This window comes from Arenimonas sp. SCN 70-307, from assembly GCF_001724815.1.
In the GTDB taxonomy this organism is placed as follows: domain Bacteria; phylum Pseudomonadota; class Gammaproteobacteria; order Xanthomonadales; family Xanthomonadaceae; genus Arenimonas.
The window spans coordinates 58135-74831 of record NZ_MEDO01000014.1 but is presented as its reverse complement, the minus strand read 5'-3'; the positions used below and the strand labels follow the sequence as shown (position 1 = coordinate 74831).

Here is a 16697-nt window from a genome sequence, read left to right as displayed (position 1 = left end):
CTCAGAAGGCGTCGGCGGGCAAGGCCATCAGCGTCGGCGCGCCGGCGCGGGCTTCGCGGAAACGCTGTTCGACCTCGGGCAACAGCCAGGCGAAGTAGAAGCGCGCGGTCGCCAGCTTGGCGGCATGGAATTCGTCGTCCTTGCCCACCGACAGCGCCGCCATGCGCGCCCACAGCCAGGCGAAGCACAGGTGGCCGACGATGCGCAGGTAGGGCACCGAGGCGGCGCCGACTTCGTTCGGGTCGGCCTTGGCCCTGGCGCCGATTTCCTGCGTCAGGGCCACGGTGTCGGCCAGCAGTTTTCCCAGCGGCGCGGTGAACTCGGCCAGTTCCGGGCGTCCCTGCAGTTCGGCCAGCGTGGCCTGCACAAGCGCGGCAAAGCGGCCGAACTTCGCGCCGCCGTCCATCAGCACCTTGCGGCCCAGCAGGTCCAGTGCCTGGATGCCGTTGGTGCCCTCGTAGATCATGTTGATGCGCGCGTCGCGCACGAACTGGTCCATGCCCCACTCGGCGATGTAGCCGTGGCCGCCCAGCACCTGCTGGCACAGCGTGGTGGTCTCCCAGCCGTTGTCGGTGAGGAAGGCCTTGACCACCGGGGTGAGCAGGGCCATCAGCTCGCTGGCCTCCTCGCGCACGGCCGCGTCGGGATGCGAGTGCTCGCGGTCGAGCAGCAGTGCGCTCCAGGCGGCCAGGGCGCGGCCGCCTTCGTTGTAGGCGCGGGCGGTGAGCAGCATGCGGCGCACGTCCGGGTGCACCAGGATCGAATCGGCCGGCTTGCCCGGCGATGCCGGGCCGGTGGCGGCGCGGCCCTGCAGGCGGTCCTTCGCGTAGGCGGCGGCGTTCTGGTAGGCCACTTCGGCCTGGCCCAGCGACTGCATGCCCACGCCCAGGCGCGCCGAGTTCATCATCACGAACATCGCCGCCAAGCCCTTGTTGGCCTCGCCGATCAGCCAGCCGCGGGCGCCGTCGAGGTTCATCACGCAGGTGGCGTTGCCGTGGATGCCCATCTTGTGTTCGATCGAGCCGGCCCGGATGGTGTTGCGCGCGCCGACGCCGCCGTTCGCGTCCGGGATGAACTTGGGCACCAGGAACAGCGAGATGCCCTTGGTGCCGGCCGGCGCGTCGGGCAGGCGGGCGAGCACGAGGTGCAGGATGTTCCCGGCCAGGTCGTGCTCGCCGGCGCTGATGAAGATCTTGGTGCCCGTGAGCGCGTAGCTGCCGTCGCCGTTCGGCTCGGCCCGGGTCTTGAGCAGGCCCAGGTCGGTGCCGCAGTGCGGCTCGGTCAGGCACATGGTGCCGGTCCATTCGCCCGAGACGATCTTGGTCAGGTAGACCTGCTTCTGCTCGTCGCTGCCGAAGGCCAGCAGGCATTCGTAGGCGCTGTGCGAGAGGCCCGCGTACATCAGCCAGGCCTGGTTGGCCGAGTTCCACATTTCGTACAGGCGGTTGTTGACCAGCGTCGGCAGGCCCTGGCCGCCGAAGTCCGGCTCGCAGGCCAGCGAGGGCCAGCCGGCGTCCACGAACTGCCGGTAGGCCTCCTTGAAGCCCGGCGGCGCGGTGACCACGCCGTCGCCGTGCCAGGTGCAGCCCTCGCGGTCGCCCGCGGCGTTGAGCGGCTGGATGACCTGGCTGGCGAACTTCGCGCCTTCCTCCAGCACCGCCTCGATGGTTTCGCGGTCCAGGCCGGCGTGGCGGGGCAGGGCGGCGAGCTCGGCCTCGGCCTGCAGCAGGTCGAACATCACGAAGCGCATGTCGCGCAGCGGGGCGGTGTAGTGGGGCATGGCTTATTCCACGGTGAAGGGCTGGCTGTGCAGGACGGCGCTGTTGTCGCCGTTGTAGTAGCGCAATTGATACTTGCCCGGCTGTAGGGGCAGGGTGAGCGTGGCCTGGCGCGCGGCCTGGCCCGGGTCGGACTGCACCCGGCGGTTGGCCAGCACCTTGCCGCGGCCGCCGTTGCCGGCCGGGTCGAAGACCTGGATCTCGTCGTAACGCGCGCCCGGGCCGGTCCAGCCGACGGTGAGTTTCTGGCCGGCCGCGCCGCTGGCCGGGGCGTCGAGGCGCACCTCGATGGCGCTGACCGCCAGCGGGCGTTCGAGCAGTACGCTGGCGTTGTCGCCGTTGTAGTAGCGCAGCCGGTAGGCGCCGGCGGCGGCCGGGGCGACCAGCGTGACCTCGCGCTTTGCCGCGCCGGGGCCGTCGATCACGCGCTTCTTGTCCACCACCCGTCCGCGGCCGGCATTGCCCGCCGGATCGAAGACCTGGATCTCGTCGTAGCGCGCGCCGGGGCCGGTCCAGCCGACGGTGAAGGACGACGCGGCCGGCACGGAGTCCGGCGCGGCGAGCGCGACTTCGGCGGCCACCACCTTCAGCGGGCGCGCGAGCAGCACCTGGGCGTTGTCGCCGTTGTAGTAGCGCAGCTGGTAGTCGCCGGGCGTGGCCGGGGCGACGACGGTGACCTCGCGCTTCGCGGCGCCGGGGCCATCATTGACGCGCTTGTTGTCCACCACCTTGCCGCGGCCGCCGTTGCCGGCGGGGTCGAAGACCTGCACTTCGTCATAGCGCGCGCCCGGGCCGGTCCAGCCGACCACGATGCTCGATGCGATGGCGACTTCGTCCGGCGCGCGCAGCGCGACCTCGGCTTCGGTGACGGCGACCGGGCGGGTGGCGATCACCCGCGCCTGCGCGCCGTGGTAATAGCGCAGCACGTAGTCGCCCGGCGTGGCCGGCGCCACCAGCTCGACACGCCGGTCGCCGGCGCGGCGGTCGCCCAGCACGCGCTGGTTGTCGATGACCTTGCCGCGGCCGCCGTTGCCGGCCGGGTCGAAGACCTGCACCTCGTCGTAGCGGTCGGCCGGGCCGGTCCAGGCGACCTCGAAGCGCGAGGACATCGGCACCGCGTCCGGCGCCTGCAGGCTGGCCTCGGGCAGCGGCGGCGCCGGTGGGGCCTCGACCACGGTCTCGGTGAGCGCCGCGGCCAGGCCGGCGGCGTCATTGGCGGCGAGGTAGCGCCCGCCGGTGTTCTCGGCCAGGCAGGCCACCTGCTTGCCTTCCTCGGCGCTCAGGCCAAAGCCCACCACGTGCGCGGTGAAGTCCACGCCGGCGGACTCGAGCTCCTTGCCCAGCGCGCAGGGATCGGCCTTGCAGGTTTCCAGGCCGTCGGTGATCAGGATGACGGTGGCCTTTCGTTCGGTGTAGCGCAGCTCGGTGGCGGCGCGGGCGACGGCGTCGGAGAGCGGCGTCATGCCCAGGAACTTCATCTTCGCGGCGGCGCCGGCGATGTCGCCGGCGCTGCCGGTGCGCACCGGCACCACCAGTTCGATGTCGCCGCAGTTGCCCTTCTCGCGGTGGCCGTAGGCGACCAGGCCCAGGGCCATGTCCGGCGGCGTGTCGCGCAGCACCGTGGCCAGGGTCTCGCGGGCGATCTCGAGCTTGGGCTTGCCGCCGATCTGGCCCCACATCGAGCCCGAGGCGTCGAGCACGATGATGGCCTGCTCGCCGGCGTGGGCGAAACCGCCGGCGAGGGCGAGCAGGGCAAGGGCAGGCAGGGCGCGGCTGCGCGTCGGGCGGGTCATGGCATCACTCCGGGGCGTTGGGGCCTGGCAAAAGTAACGCGAAACGGCGCCGCGGCGCGCCTTCAGGCGGCGCTGCCGGCGGCGTGGCCGCTGGCCCAGGCCCACTGGAAGTTGTAGCCGCCCAGCCAGCCGGTCACGTCCAGCACCTCGCCGATGAAATACAGGCCCGGCTGGTGCTTCGATTCCATGGTCGAGGACGACACGCCCCGGGTGTCCACGCCGCCCAGCGTCACCTCGGCGGTACGGTAGCCCTCGGTGCCGCTGGCGACGATGGGCCAGTTCGCCAGCTGGCGGGCCAGGTCGGGCAACTGGCGGTGGGTGAACTGCCGCATCGGCTTGCTCGGGAACCAGGCCTCGCACAGGCGCTCGGCGAATCGCCGCGGCAGCACGTCGGCCAGCACGGTGCGCAGTTCGGCGGCGGGCTGGGTGCGCTGGCGCTCGAGCAGGAAGGCCTCGGCGTCGAGCCCGGGCAGCAGGTCGAGCAGCAGCTCCCTGCCGGGCTCCCAGTAGTTCGAGACCTGCAGGATGGCCGGGCCGCTGAGGCCGCGGTGGGTGATGAGCAGGGCGTTGTCGAAGCGCGCCTTGCCGCAGCGCGCCGAGACCGGGAAGGCCACGCCGGCGAGGTCGGCGTAATGCGCCTGGTGCTTGCCGCTGAGCGTGAGCGGCACCAGGCCGGCGCGGGTGGGCAGCACCTCGTGGCCGAACCGCCGCGCCAGCTCGTAGCCAAAGCCGGTGGCGCCCATGGACGGGATCGACAGGCCGCCGGTGGCCACCACCAGCGAAGGTGCGCGCCACGTGCCGCGCGAGGTGGCCAGCTCGTAGCCGCCACCGGGCAGGGTCCCGAGCGATTCGACGCTGCAGCTGGTCTCCACCGTCACGCCGGCGTCGGCGCATTCGGCCAGCAGCATGGCCACGATCTGCTTCGAGGACTCATCGCAGAACAGCTGGCCGAGTTCCTTTTCGTGGTACGCGATGCCATGCGCCTCGACCATGGCGATGAAGTGTTCGGGCCGGTAGCGCGCCAGCGCCGACTTGCAAAAGTGCGGGTTGGCCGAAAGGAAGTTCGCCGGCGTGGTGCCGGTGTTGGTGAAATTGCAGCGTCCGCCACCCGACATCAGGATCTTCTTGCCGCAGCGGTTGGCGTGCTCGATGACGCGCACGCGCCGGCCGCGACGCCCCGCGGTGAGCGCGCACATCAGGCCCGCGGCGCCGCCGCCGATCACCAGTACGTCGTGTTCCATGGCCGCGACTGTAGCCGCTCGCGGGGGCGCCGGACTATCCTCGGGCGAACGAGGCGACGAGGAGCGGGCGATGGCGATCAAAAAGGTCCTGGCGGGCTGCCTGGTGGTGGTGCTGCTGGCCATCGTCGGTGCCGTGGCCGGCTGGTGGTTCATCCTGCGGCCGATGTGGAACGCCGGGCTCGAGGGCGCGAAGGAGTGGGTGAGCGCGGTCGACCTGGGCAGCGACATCGCCAACCAGTCGCCCTACGCGCCGCCGGCGGACGGCCGCATGACGCCGGCGCAGGTGGAGGCCTTCGTGCGCGTGCAAAAGCGCATCGCCGCCGACATGGGTCCGGACCTGGCGCGCCTGGCCCGGCAGGCCAACGAGCGCGCGCAGGGCGGCGCCGCGCCTTCGCTGGCCGACCTGGGCAGCGCCTACGGCGAGCTGGCCGGCTCGGTGTCGAAGCTGCGCGCCGCGCAGGCCGCGGGCGTGAACGAGGTGGGGCTTTCGCGCGAGGAATACGCCTGGATCCGCCGGCAGTCGCTGGCGGCGATGTCGCAGCTGGTGCCGATGCCGAACGCCGGCGACGTGGCCGGCCTGGCCGGCTTGCCGGGCCTGCCGGATTTCGCCGCGCCGGAGGACGCGGCCGCGCTGGAGGCGGCGCGTCACAATGCGGAGTTGCTGCGGCCGCATTTGCCGCTGCTCCGGGAGACGCTGGGCGCGATGCGCTGAAGAGCGTCGGGCCTGAAGGCCCTCCTACAAAACGCTTGGGGCCATCCCGGGGCGGGATGGCCCCGGTATTGCCGGCGGCTTAGTCGGGGCGCGGGCCCTTGCGGTGGGGCTTCTTCGGGCCGAAGTCCTTCTTCGGGCCGTAGGATTTGCGCTCGCCGAAATCCTTCTTCGGACCAAACGGCTTCTTGCCCGCGAAGGGCTTCTTGCCCGGCACCTTGCCGGCGGTGTCCGGCGGCTCGCCGTCGCGGGTGATGCGCAGCTGCTGGCCGGCGCACCAGACCGTCTTGAGGTGGTTCATCACGTCGGCCGGCATGCCCTCGGGCAGGTCGAGCAGGGTGTGGTCCTCGAAGATCTCGATGCGGCCGATGTGCTTGGCGTCCAGGCCCGCCTCGTTGGCGATGGCGCCGACGATGTTGCCCGGCTTCACGCCGTGGTCGTAGCCGACCTCGATGCGGAAGGTCTGCTTGCCTTCGTCGGGCGTGCGCGCCTCGCGCACCTTCTTCGGGAAGGCCGCGCGCTCGGTGCGCTCCGGGCGATCGCCGCGCTCGAATCGCGAGGGCTTGGCGAAGCGGTCGGTGGCGGCCTGCACGTCGCGCTCGAAGGCGCGTTTCCTGGCCTCGAACTTCGGCGGCTCCATCAGCAGCGGCACGTCGCCGCGGGCCATCTTGGCCAGGGCGGTGGCGATCTCGATGGCCGGCACGTTCATCTCGCGCTCGTAGTCCTCGATCAGCTTGCGGAACTCGGCGAGTTCGCCGGCCGCCAGCGTGTCGGAGATCTGCTGCTTGAACTTGGCGATGCGCACGTCGTTGACGGCCGCCACGGTGGGCAGCTCCATCGGCGTGATCGGCTGGCGGGTGGCGCGCTCGATCGCGCGCAGCATGCTGCGCTCGCGCGGGGCGATGAACAGGATCGCCTCGCCGCTGCGGCCGGCGCGGCCGGTGCGGCCGATGCGGTGCACGTAGCTCTCGGTGTCGTAGGGCACGTCGTAGTTCACGACGTGGCTGATGCGGTCGACGTCCAGGCCGCGGGCGGCCACGTCGGTGGCCACCAGGATGTCGATCTTGCCGGCCTTGAGCTGCTCGATGGTGCGCTCGCGCTGCGCCTGCGCCACGTCGCCGTTGATGGCGGCGGCGGAGAAGCCGCGCGCCTGCAGCTTCTCGGCCAGCTCGTCGGTGGCCTGCTTGGTGCGGGCGAAGACGATCATGGCGTCGAAGGGCTCGGCCTCGAGGATGCGGGTGAGCGCGTCGAGCTTGTGCAGGCCGCTGACCTCCCAGCTGCGCTGGCGGATGTTGTCGGCCGTGCGGGTCTTGGCCTCGATCGTGACCTCGACCGGGTCCTTGAGGTAGGTCTGGGCGATGCGGCGGATGGCGTGCGGCATGGTGGCCGAGAACAGCGCCGTCTGGCGCACGGCCGGCATCTTCTTGAGGATGGCCTCGACGTCGTCGATGAAGCCCATGCGCAGCATCTCGTCGGCCTCGTCGAGCACCAGGGTGCGCAGGGCCGAGAGGTCGAGCGAGCCCTTCTCGAGGTGGTCGATGATGCGGCCCGGGGTGCCCACCACCACGTGCACGCCGCGGCGCAGGGCCTGCAACTGCGGGCCGTAGCCCTGGCCACCGTAGATCGGCAGCACGCGGAAGCCCGGCAGGTGGGCGGCGTACTTCTGGAAGGCCTCGGCCACCTGGATGCCCAGCTCGCGGGTGGGGCAGAGCACCAGCGCCTGCGGCGTGGCCTGGGCCGGGTCGAGGCGGGCCAGCACGGGCAGGGCGAAGGCGGCGGTCTTGCCGGTGCCGGTCTGGGCCTGGCCCAGGACGTCCTTGCCGGCCAGCAGGTGCGGGATGGTCGCGGCCTGGATGGGCGAGGGCGACTCGTAGCCAACGTCGGCCAGGGCCTTGAGCAGGCTTTCGCCGAGGTCAAGGTCGCGGAAAAGCAGGGGCGCGTTCGGCGCCACGTTCGTGGGGTCGGTCATGGGAAGTCCGGGATGGGCGGGGAGCTTCGCATTCCGGCACACCACGGACACGAAGGAGACCGGCGCATTATAGCGCAAGGCCGGCGCAAGCGCCTGAACCGCTTCGCTATTGCGGCTTCTGGCCATTGCCGGAATCATGGGGCCCCATCCGCGACGGAGGACGACGATGCGAAACCCGCGCTCGAAGCTGCTCCCAATGCTCCTCGCCGGCCTGCTGGCGGCCTGTGCCACCGCGCCCACCGGCCGCAGCCAGCTGATCCTGGTGTCCGATGCCGACATGGACCGCATGGGCGCCAGCGCCTTCACCCAGATCAAGTCCGGCGGCAAGGTGGCCAACGACCCGGCCCGCCTGCGCCAGGCCCGCTGCATCGCCGACGCGCTCGTCGCGGTGCTGCCCGCCAACCAGCGCGGCACGGCCTGGGAGGTGGTGCTGATCCAGGACGACAACCCCAACGCCTTCGCCCTGCCGGGCGGCAAGATCGGCATCCACACCGGCCTGTTCAAGGTGGCCACCGACCAGGACCAGCTGGCCGCCGTGGTCGGCCACGAGATGGGCCACGTGGTCTCGCGCCACGCCGCCGAGCGTGTTTCCCAGCGCTTCGCCGCCGACACCGCGCTGCAGGTGCTCAACGCCGCCACCGGCGGCGAGCGCCAGCAGCTGCTGGGGCTGCTCGGCGTGGGCGCCCAGGCCGGCGTGCTGCTGCCGTTCTCGCGCCAGCACGAGTCCGAGGCCGACCTGCTGGGCCAGCGCTACATGGCCCAGGCCGGCTTCGACCCGGCCGCCGCGGCCACCGTCTGGGAAAACATGGTGCGCGCCACCGGCGGCAGCCGCGCACCGACCTTCCTGTCCACCCATCCCGACCCGCAGGCGCGCATCCAGTCGCTGCGCGCCTCGGCCCCCGGCCTCAAGGCCACCCAGGAACAGGCCCGCGCCGCGGGCCGCCGCCCCAACTGCCGCTGACGCGGCCAAGGACGACCGACCGATGTACCTCTGGACCAAACTCTTCCACGTGCTGTTCGTGATCGCGTGGATGGCCTGCGTGTTCTACCTGCCGCGCATCCTCGTCAACCTCGCCGAGGCCGGCGCCGAGCCGGCCGTGCGCGACCGCCTGGCACTGATGGGCCGGCGGCTCTACCGCTTCGGCCACGTGATGTTCGGCATCGCCCTGCTGCTGGGGCTCACGCTGTGGATGCACTTCGACCGCAGCGGCGGCTGGCTGCACGCCAAGCTGCTGCTGGTGGTGATGCTGCTGGTGCACTTCGTGTTCACGGGCCGCTGGATCAAGCGCGCGGCCGGCGGGGCGTCGCTGCCCTCGCCGACGGCGCTGCGCTGGTTCAACGAGATCCCGCTGGTGCTGGCGATCCCGGTGCTCTGGCTGGTTTATTTCAAGCCGTTCTGAACCTCAGGCCGGCCGGCGCGGGCGAAGCTCGCGCCAGGCGACCACGGCCATCGTCACCACCGTGAGCGGGATCACCACCGTCGTCATCACCAGCGAGTAGCTGTCGAGGGCGTCGTGGTCCTGGGCGAAGAGCACCAGGTAGGTGACGTAGAAGATGTAATAAGCCAGGAACAGCGCGCCTTCCCAGCGCGCGATCAGGTGACCGGTGAACAGAACCGGCACGCAGGCGATCGCCACGGCGATCATCACCGGCAGGTCGAAGGCCAGCAGGGCAGGCGCCACGGACAGCCCGTCCGCCGGGATCAGCGCCGAGATGCCCAGCACCGCCGCCAGGTTGAAGATGTTGCTGCCGATGACGTTGCCCACGGCGATCTCGCGCTCGCCGCGCGCGGCCGCCACCACCGAGGTGGCGACCTCGGGCAGCGAGGTGCCGGCCGAGACGATGGTCAGGCCGATCACCAGCGGGCTGACGCCAAAGGCGGTGGCCATCTCGATGGCCGCCGTCACCAGCCAGCGCGAGCCAAGCACCAGCAGCGCCAGCCCCACCACGATCAGCAGCAACTGCACCCACAGCTTCGAAAGCCAGGGCGACTCGGCGCCCACCACCAGCGGGTCCTCGACGGCGGCCGGCGCCGCGCGGCGGCCGGACCAGTAGAGCAGGCCGGTGTAGGCGACCAGCAGCAGCACCAGCACCAGGCCGTCGCCGCGCGAGATGTCCCGGTCCAGCGCCATCCAGCCCACCAGCAGGCTCAGGCCGATGAGGATGGGCACGTCCTGGCCGATCAGCTGGCGGTCGACCACCAGCGGCGCCACCAGGGCCGACAGGCCCAGGATGAAGAGCACGTTGAAGATGTTGCTTCCCACCACGTTGCCCAGCGCCAGGTCGGCCTGGCCGTCGAGGGCGGACTTCACCGAGATGGCCAGCTCCGGCGCGCTGGTGCCGAAGGACACCACCGTCAGGCCGACCACGAGCGGGGCGATGCCGAGCGAGAGCGAGAGGCGGGAGGCGCCGCGCACCATCAGGTCGGCGCCAAGGATCAGCAGGGCCAGGCCGGCCAGGAAAAGCAGCAGGGTCATGGGATCTCCGGGAAGTTCGGCCATTATCGCGCAACGGTGTGTTTCCCCCCCGTGACGAAGCGCGTGACCGGGCGGGCCGGGGCCGTTATCGTCGGCAATCGTTCAGCTTGAGAGCGCCGGCATGGCCCTGGTTTCCGCCTGGTTCCGCATCCCCTTCTGGCAGCGCGTGCTGGCCGGTTTCGCCCTGGGCGCCCTGGCCGGCTGGCTGATGGGACCGGCCGCGGCCACCTGGTTCCAGCCGCTGGGCACGCTCTACGTCACCCTGATCAAGATGATCGCCACGCCCCTGGTGTTCTTCGCGGTCATCGCCGCGGTGTCGGGCCTGGCCGGGCAGAAATCGATCGCCGCGCTCGGCGGGCGCACCTTCCTGTGGTTCGCCATCACCGCCGTGCTGGCGGTGGGCGTGGGCCTGGGCGTGGGCCTGGTGTTCAAGCCCGGCAGCGGCGTCGGCGAGCTGGCGATGGCCGCCGACTACCAGGTGCGCGAGGTGCCCGGCCCGGTGCAGGTGCTGCTGGACGTGGTGCCGGCCAACCCCTTCAAGGCCCTGGCCGAGGGCCGCATCCTGCAGGTGATCTTCTTCGCCGGCCTGCTCGGCTTCGCGCTGGTCAAGCTGGGCGAGAAGACCGCCAGGCTGCGCGCGCTGGCCGGCGAGGCCAGCGAAGTGATGATCCAGGTCACCCGCTTCGTGCTCGAGTTCACGCCCATCGGCACCTTCGGCCTGATCGCCGCGCTGGTGGGCACCTACGGCTTCGAGCGGCTGCTGCCGCTGGGCGGCTTCGTGGGCGCGCTGTTCCTGGCCTGCGCGCTGCACATCGTCTTCGTCTACGGCGGCCTGTTGCTGGCGCACGGCCTGAACCCGATCAAGTTCTTCCGCGGCGCGGCGCCGGCGATGCAGGTGGCCTTCGCCACTTCGTCTAGCTTCGGCGCGCTGCCGGTGTCGCTGCGCGCGGCCACGCACAACCTCGGCGTGCGCCAGGAATACGCCGCGTTCGCGGTGCCGCTGGGCGCGAGCATCAAGATGGACGGCTGCGGCGCCATCTATCCGGCGCTGGCCTCGCTGTTCATCGCCCAGTACTTCGGCATCGAACTGACGATGGCGCAGTACATCGCCATCCTGCTGGCCTCGGTGCTCGGCAGCTTCGGCACCGCCGGCGTGCCCGGCACCGCGGTGGTGATGGCGACGGTGGTGCTCAGCGCCGCCGGCCTGCCGCTCGAGGGCCTGGGCTACCTGCTGGCCATCGACCGCATCCTGGACATGATGCGCACCATGACCAACGTCACCGGCCAGGTGCTGGTGCCGGTGCTGGTGGCGCGCCAGACCGGCCTGCTCGACCAGGCCACCTACGACTCGGCCACCAGCAACGTCGGCCTGGAGCCCGGGGACACGCGCGGATGACGCCGCGCACGCGCGCCACCGCCGCCGGCTTCGGCGCGGTGCTGCTGTGGTCCTCGCTGGCGGTGCTGACCACGGCCACGCCGGGCATCCCGCCGTTCCAGCTGCTGGCGATGGGCTTCGGCATCGCCGGCCTCGCCGGCTGCGCGCTGCTGCTGCGGCCGGGCGGCCCGGGCCTGGCGGCGCTGCGCCAGCCGGCGGCGGCCGGCCTGCTGTGCATCGGTGCGCTGTTTGGCTACCACGCGCTGTATTTCCTCGCGCTCAAGCGGGCGCCGGTGGTCGAGGCCAACCTGCTCAACTACCTGTGGCCGCTGCTGATCGTGGTGTTCGCCGCGCTGCTGGGCGGCACCCGCGTGCGCGCCGGGCAGTGGCTGGGCACGGCCCTGGGCCTGGCGGCGGCGGTGCTGGTGGTGGGGCGCGGCGGCATGCCGAGGCTTGAGCCGCAGCATGCGCTCGGTTACGCGGCTGCGCTCGGCGCGGCGGTCACGTGGGGGCTGTATTCGGTGCTCAACCGGCGCTTCGGCGAGGTGCCGAGCAGCGCCATGGCCGGCGCCTGCCTGGCGGTGGGCGTGCTGGGCGGGCTGGCCCACCTGGCCTTCGAGGCCACGGTGGCGCCGACGCCGGGGCAGTGGCTGGCGATCGTGGCGTTGGGCCTGGGGCCCACCGGCGCGGCTTTCTGGCTCTGGGACATCGGCACCAAGCGCGGCGACATCGCCACGCTGGGCACCCTGTCCTACGCCGCGCCCCTGCTGTCGACCGGCTGGCTGCTGCTGGCCGGGCAGGCAAGTCCGCACTGGAGCCAGGCGGTGGCGCTCGCGCTGCTGGTCGGCGGGGCCTGGCTCGGGGTGCGCGGCGGCCGCGGGGCGTGACCTTCGCCACGGTGCGGCGGGTGGTGCGGGCGGGGTAGGCTCGCCGGGTCCCCTGCCACGAGCGAACCCATGAAGACCCAATTGCGACGCCTGCTTCCGCTGGGCCTGCTGCTGGCCCTGCCAGCCCTGGGCCAGGCCTCCGACCGCTGGGAGATCCCGGTGGCGGTCAAGACCCTCGACAACGGCCTGACGGTGGTCGTGTCCCCCGACGACAGCGCGCCGGTGGTCGGCGTGAGCGTGGTCTACAGGGTCGGCATGCGCCAGGAGCCGCGCAACCGCACCGGCTTCGCCCACCTGTTCGAGCACCTGATGTTCGAGGGCACGCCGAAGGCGGGCGAGGGCGTGTTCGACAAGGTCATCACTTCCGGCGGCGGCCGCAACAACGGTTCGACCCGCCCGGACTTCACCAACTACATCGAGGTCGCGCCGGCCTCGGCGCTCGAGCCGATCCTGTGGCTCGAGGCCGACCGCATGACCACGCTGGACTTCAACGAGCGCACGCTCAAGAACCAGCAGGACGTGGTGAAGGAGGAGATCCGCGTCAACGTGAAGAACCAGCCCTACGGCGGCTTCATGTGGCTCGACATCAACCAGCAGGCCTTCCAGAAGTGGGAGAACAACCACGACGGCTACGGCAGCTTCGAGGACCTCGAGGGGGCCACGGTCGAGGACGTGGCGGCCTTCCACCGCGACTACTACGGCCCCAACAACGCCGTGCTGTCGATCGCCGGCGACCTGACGGCGGAGGAGGGCTTCGCGCTGGCCGAAAAGTATTTCGGCGGCATCGCCGCGCGGCCGACGCCGGCGCGCCCGGACGTGTCCGAGCCGATCAACACCGGCGAGAAGCGCATCACCCAGCCCGACGCCCTGGCCCAGGTGCCGGCGCTGGCGGTGGGCTGGAAGATCGCCGAGCGCGGCAGCCCCGATCACGCGCCCACGGCGGTGCTGGCCGAGGTGCTGGCCGGCGGCGACGCCTCGCGCGCCTACCAGGGCCTGGTCAAGGGTCGCGAGATGGCCATAAACGGCCAGTACCTGTTCGGCCTCACCAGCCCGTGGGAGTTCGACGGCCCGACGCTGCTGACCTTCTTCGCGCTCTACAAGCCGCAGTTCACCGCCGACCAGCTGCTGGCGGCGCTGGACGAGGAAATCGCCCGCATCGCCGAGGAGGGCGTGGGCGACGAGGAGCTGGCGCGCGTGAAGACGCGCATGCTCGCCGACTGGAACAACGGCATGGAGAGCTTCCTCGGCCGCGCCGACACCCTGGCGCGCCTGCAGGCGATCTGGGGGGACGCCGCGGTGGCCAACCAGATCCCCGGCTGGATCGACGCCGTGGATTCGCAGGACCTCCAGCGCGTCGCCCGCACCTACCTCACGGCGCAGAATCGCACCGTGATCGACCGCAAGCCCGCCGCCATGCTCGAAGCGGCCGCCAACGCCGCCGGCCAGGAGTAAACCCATGACCCTTCGACTGAACCTGGCCACGCTTTTCATCGCCGCCGTGCTCGCCCCGGCGGCCTTCGCCGCCGCGCCCGTGGCGATGCCGGCCGAGCTGCCGGCTTTCGCCCCCGACCGCCCGCTGCCGGTGCCCGAGGTCACGCGCCACGCGCTCGACAACGGCCTGCAGGTCTGGGTGGTTCCGCGTGACGGCGTGCCGCGCGTGGACTTCGTGCTGGTGTTCCGCAATGCCGGCCTCGCCGCCGACGCCCCGGAAACACCCGCGTTCGCCTCGATGCTCGCGGGCCTGCTGTCCGAAGGCACGCAGCAGCGCGATTCGCGCGCCATCGCCGAGGCCGCCCAGGGCATGGGCGGCAGCGTCGGCGGCTACGCCAGCAACGACGGCCTGGTGGTCAGCGCCAATGCGCTCTCCTCCAGGTCCGCCGACATGCTGGCGCTGCTGGCCGAGGTGGCGCGCAGGCCGAGCTTCCCGCAGGCCGAGATCGACCTGGCCAAGGCCAATGCGCTCCAGGGCCTGAAGGCGGCCGAGGCGCAGCCCGGATTCCGCGCCGAGCGGGCCATGCTGGCGGCGCTGTACGGGGATCATCCCTACGCCCGCACCCAGGCGACGGAACCTGGCATCGCCGCGGTCGACCGCGACCGCCTGGTGGCCGAGCACGCCCGGCGCCTGCGTCCCGACAACGCCCTGCTGGTGATCGCCGGTCGCATCGACCCGGCGCAGGCGCTCGAACTCGCGCGCCGCCACTTCGGCGACTGGCAGGCCACCGGCGCGCCGCCGGCCGACCTGGCGATGGCGCGCAACGGGGCGGTGCCCACGCGCACCCTGCTGCGCCGCGAGGGCAGCGTGCAGTCGACGGTGCGCATCGGCCGCCCGGCCGTGCGCGCCACGCATCCCGACAGCGTGCCGCTGCAGCTGGCGTCCACCGTGCTGGGCGGCAGCTTCTCGAGCCGGCTGATGCAGAACCTGCGCGAGGACAAGGGCTACACCTACGGCGCGCGCCTGGGCCAGCGCAGCCTGGCCGCAGGCGGCGCCCTGGTGTCGAGCGCGGACGTGCGCAACGAAGTCACCGGCGCGGCCGTGGGCGAGTTCTTCGCCGAGTTCGAGCGCCTGGCGCGCGAGCCGGTGCCGGTCGCCGAGCTCGAGATGAACAAGCGATACGTCGCCGGCAGCTACCTGATCTCCAACCAGCTGCAGGGTTCGGTGGCCGGCACGCTGGCCTCGAACTGGCTGGCCGGGCTGCCGCCGGAGTACATCGGCGAGTTCGTGCCGCGCATCCGCGAGGTCACCGCCGAGCAGGTGCAGGCCATGGGCCGCAAGTACTTCCAGCCGGCCCAGCAGTCGATCGTGGTGGTGGGCGACGAGGCCGTGCTCGACCAGCTCAAGGGGGCAGGTCCACCCAGGTGGACCTGCCCCGCTTCGTTTATTGCACCCGTCCCCGGGCCGTTGGCGCCGTGGTGGCGCTCAGTCGCCGACGCGCTGGCGGCGCTCGCCGCCGCCGCGCGGGCCGTGGCCCTTGGGCCCGGCGTGGGCGTGGCGCTCGCCACCGCCCGCGTGCGGACGGCGGCCGCGCGGGGCGGCACCGTCGCGACGCGGCGGACGCTGGCCCGAGGGACGACCGCGCGAGGCATTGTCGTTGCCCATGCGGATGCCGGTGCTGGGCACGTAGCCCTCGACTTCCTGCATGGCGATGTCGGCCTTGAGCAGGCGCTGGATGGCGCGCAGCAGGCCGCCCTCGTCCGGGGCCACCAGCGACACGGCTTCGCCGCTGGCGCCGGCGCGGCCGGTGCGGCCGATGCGGTGCACGTAGTCCTCGGCCACCATCGGCAGGTCGAAGTTGATCACCAGCGGCAGCAGCGGGATGTCCAGGCCGCGCGCGGCCACGTCGGTGGCCACGAGCACGCGCGCCTCGCCCGACTTGAAGTCGCGCAGGGCCTTCAGGCGCTGGGACTGGCTCTTGTTGCCGTGGATGGCCACGGCCGGGATGCCGGACTTCTCGATCTGCTCGGCCAGGCGGTTGCAGCCGTGCTTGGTGCGGCCGAAGACCAGGATCTGGTCGGTGTGGCGCTTGCTGAGGATGTCGATCAGCAGGTCGCGCTTGCGCGAGCTGTCGACCGGGTGCACGACGTGGGTGACCGAGGCCGCCGTGGCGTTCTGCGGCGTCACCTGCACCTGGCGCGGGTCCTTGAGCAGCTCGAGCGCGAGCTTCTTGATGCTCTCCTCGAAGGTGGCCGAGAACAGCATGGTCTGGCGCGCCTTGGGCAGGGCCGAGAGCACGCGCTTGATGGCCGGCAGGAAGCCCATGTCGAGCATGCGGTCGGCTTCGTCGAGCACGAGCACTTCGATGCCCGACAGGTCGACGCTGCGATGCTGCAGGTGGTCGAGCAGGCGGCCCGGGCAGGCCACCAGGATGTCGACGCCGCGGCGCAGGGCCTCGATCTGCGGCTGCATGCCGACGCCGCCGTAGACGGTGGCCGTGTTCATGCGCAGGTGCTTGCCGTAGCTGCGCAGGCTGTCGTTGACCTGCACCGCCAGCTCGCGGGTCGGCGTGAGCACCAGGGCGCGCGGCTTGCGCGGGCCGCGCTTCGGGCCGTCCTGGGCCAGGCGGTGCAGCACCGGCAGCGCGAAGGCCGCGGTCTTGCCGGTGCCGGTCTGGGCGCCGCCCATCAGGTCGTGGCCGGCCAGGGCCAGCGGGATGGCTTCGGCCTGGATCGGGGTGGGGATGGTGTAGCCGACGTCCGACAGCGCGCGGACGAGCTCGGGCGCGAGCCCAAGGGATTCGAAATTCATGATTGCTCCGTGGTGTAACCCGGAGCGTTCCCTGAAACCGCGCTGCGAGTCCTGCTTCAGTTTTTTGCGCCGGGCCATCATGGCCTGGCGAGTTTGCGCAACGAAAGGCGTGCGGAGTGGGGCCTGGCGCAGGACCCGAGCTTGGCTCGGCCTGGCGGCGGGGCATACCGGGGGAAAACGGTCAGCCGGTGCAGCAAACGCCGCGAACTCTACGCTATGCGGGCC

The 16697-nt window shown here is 71.7% G+C and carries 13 protein-coding genes and 1 pseudogene; 7 read left to right on the top strand and 7 right to left on the bottom strand.

Translation table 11 applies throughout. The annotated features are described in order from the left end of the window. Position 1 precedes the first annotated feature (1 nt). From ABS41_RS06670 to ABS41_RS06660, 3 genes are all read right to left on the bottom strand, one after another. The gene (locus tag ABS41_RS06670; protein WP_290592176.1) at positions 2–1780 is read right to left on the bottom strand and encodes an acyl-CoA dehydrogenase C-terminal domain-containing protein; all 1779 of its coding nucleotides are present in this window, start codon (positions 1778–1780) and stop codon (positions 2–4) included. 3 nt (positions 1781–1783) lie between these two features. Then, positions 1784–3571, bottom strand: coding sequence for a VWA domain-containing protein (locus tag ABS41_RS06665; RefSeq protein WP_290592174.1), 1788 nt, complete (start codon positions 3569–3571; stop codon positions 1784–1786). Between the two features lie 62 nt (positions 3572–3633). Continuing rightward, entirely contained in the window at positions 3634–4812 is a 1179-nt protein-coding gene (locus tag ABS41_RS06660) for an NAD(P)/FAD-dependent oxidoreductase (RefSeq protein WP_290592172.1), read from the bottom strand. A gap of 70 nt (positions 4813–4882) precedes the next feature. Here ABS41_RS06660 and ABS41_RS06655 point away from each other — a divergent pair, with 70 nt between their 5' ends. Continuing rightward, complete coding sequence (locus ABS41_RS06655) at positions 4883–5524, top strand: hypothetical protein (protein WP_290592170.1); 642 nt, start codon at positions 4883–4885, stop codon at positions 5522–5524. A gap of 79 nt (positions 5525–5603) precedes the next feature. Here ABS41_RS06655 and ABS41_RS06650 read toward each other — a convergent pair whose 3' ends face one another. Next, positions 5604–7490 (bottom strand): DEAD/DEAH box helicase, encoded by a 1887-nt coding sequence (locus ABS41_RS06650; RefSeq protein ID WP_290592168.1) that lies wholly within the window; start codon positions 7488–7490, stop codon positions 5604–5606. A gap of 166 nt (positions 7491–7656) precedes the next feature. Between ABS41_RS06650 and ABS41_RS06645 the strand changes: the two genes are divergently transcribed. Beyond that, complete coding sequence (locus ABS41_RS06645; protein ID WP_290592166.1) at positions 7657–8451, top strand: M48 family metallopeptidase; 795 nt, start codon at positions 7657–7659, stop codon at positions 8449–8451. Between the two features lie 22 nt (positions 8452–8473). Next, positions 8474–8890, top strand: a complete 417-nt coding sequence (locus tag ABS41_RS06640; RefSeq protein WP_290592163.1) for a CopD family protein — start codon at positions 8474–8476, stop codon at positions 8888–8890. A gap of 3 nt (positions 8891–8893) precedes the next feature. Here the strand turns inward: ABS41_RS06640 and ABS41_RS06635 are convergent, their stop codons facing one another. Beyond that, complete coding sequence (locus ABS41_RS06635) at positions 8894–9967, bottom strand: calcium/sodium antiporter (RefSeq protein WP_290592161.1); 1074 nt, start codon at positions 9965–9967, stop codon at positions 8894–8896. A 121-nt stretch (positions 9968–10088) separates the two neighbouring features. Here ABS41_RS06635 and ABS41_RS06630 point away from each other — a divergent pair, with 121 nt between their 5' ends. The 4 genes and pseudogenes from ABS41_RS06630 to ABS41_RS06615 all read left to right on the top strand — a co-directional run. Next, positions 10089–11363 (top strand): dicarboxylate/amino acid:cation symporter, encoded by a 1275-nt coding sequence (locus ABS41_RS06630; RefSeq protein WP_290592159.1) that lies wholly within the window; start codon positions 10089–10091, stop codon positions 11361–11363. Next, the gene (locus ABS41_RS06625) at positions 11360–12229 is read left to right on the top strand and encodes a DMT family transporter (RefSeq protein WP_290592157.1); all 870 of its coding nucleotides are present in this window, start codon (positions 11360–11362) and stop codon (positions 12227–12229) included. The genes ABS41_RS06630 and ABS41_RS06625 overlap by 4 nt, the downstream gene beginning before the upstream one ends. Before the next feature lie 69 nt (positions 12230–12298). After that, positions 12299–13681 (top strand): pitrilysin family protein, encoded by a 1383-nt coding sequence (locus tag ABS41_RS06620; protein WP_290592155.1) that lies wholly within the window; start codon positions 12299–12301, stop codon positions 13679–13681. A gap of 4 nt (positions 13682–13685) precedes the next feature. Further along, positions 13686–14780, top strand: a pseudogene (locus ABS41_RS06615) (pitrilysin family protein); the annotation flags it as partial. A gap of 74 nt (positions 14781–14854) precedes the next feature. Here the strand turns inward: ABS41_RS06615 and ABS41_RS06610 are convergent. Both ABS41_RS06610 and ABS41_RS06605 read right to left on the bottom strand, forming a co-directional pair. Beyond that, positions 14855–15067, bottom strand: a complete 213-nt coding sequence (locus ABS41_RS06610) for a hypothetical protein (RefSeq protein ID WP_290592153.1) — start codon at positions 15065–15067, stop codon at positions 14855–14857. 79 nt (positions 15068–15146) lie between these two features. Next, positions 15147–16472 (bottom strand): DEAD/DEAH box helicase, encoded by a 1326-nt coding sequence (locus ABS41_RS06605; protein WP_290592151.1) that lies wholly within the window; start codon positions 16470–16472, stop codon positions 15147–15149. Positions 16473–16697 lie beyond the last annotated feature (225 nt).

What these genes read in the sequence shown, in the direction of transcription:
- ABS41_RS06640 (WP_290592163.1), top strand. Translation starts at nt 8,474, where the DNA reads ATGTACCTCTGGACCAAACTCTTCCACGTGCTGTTCGTGATCGCGTGG.
- ABS41_RS06620 (WP_290592155.1), top strand. Translation starts at nt 12,299, where the DNA reads ATGAAGACCCAATTGCGACGCCTGCTTCCGCTGGGCCTGCTGCTGGCC.
- ABS41_RS06650 (WP_290592168.1), bottom strand. Translation starts at nt 7,490, where the DNA reads ATGACCGACCCCACGAACGTGGCGCCGAACGCGCCCCTGCTTTTCCGC.
- ABS41_RS06625 (WP_290592157.1), top strand. Translation starts at nt 11,360, where the DNA reads ATGACGCCGCGCACGCGCGCCACCGCCGCCGGCTTCGGCGCGGTGCTG.
- ABS41_RS06645 (WP_290592166.1), top strand. Translation starts at nt 7,657, where the DNA reads ATGCGAAACCCGCGCTCGAAGCTGCTCCCAATGCTCCTCGCCGGCCTG.
- ABS41_RS06665 (WP_290592174.1), bottom strand. Translation starts at nt 3,571, where the DNA reads ATGACCCGCCCGACGCGCAGCCGCGCCCTGCCTGCCCTTGCCCTGCTC.
- ABS41_RS06655 (WP_290592170.1), top strand. Translation starts at nt 4,883, where the DNA reads ATGGCGATCAAAAAGGTCCTGGCGGGCTGCCTGGTGGTGGTGCTGCTG.
- ABS41_RS06635 (WP_290592161.1), bottom strand. Translation starts at nt 9,967, where the DNA reads ATGACCCTGCTGCTTTTCCTGGCCGGCCTGGCCCTGCTGATCCTTGGC.
- ABS41_RS06660 (WP_290592172.1), bottom strand. Translation starts at nt 4,812, where the DNA reads ATGGAACACGACGTACTGGTGATCGGCGGCGGCGCCGCGGGCCTGATG.
- ABS41_RS06670 (WP_290592176.1), bottom strand. Translation starts at nt 1,780, where the DNA reads ATGCCCCACTACACCGCCCCGCTGCGCGACATGCGCTTCGTGATGTTC.
- ABS41_RS06630 (WP_290592159.1), top strand. Translation starts at nt 10,089, where the DNA reads ATGGCCCTGGTTTCCGCCTGGTTCCGCATCCCCTTCTGGCAGCGCGTG.
- ABS41_RS06605 (WP_290592151.1), bottom strand. Translation starts at nt 16,472, where the DNA reads ATGAATTTCGAATCCCTTGGGCTCGCGCCCGAGCTCGTCCGCGCGCTG.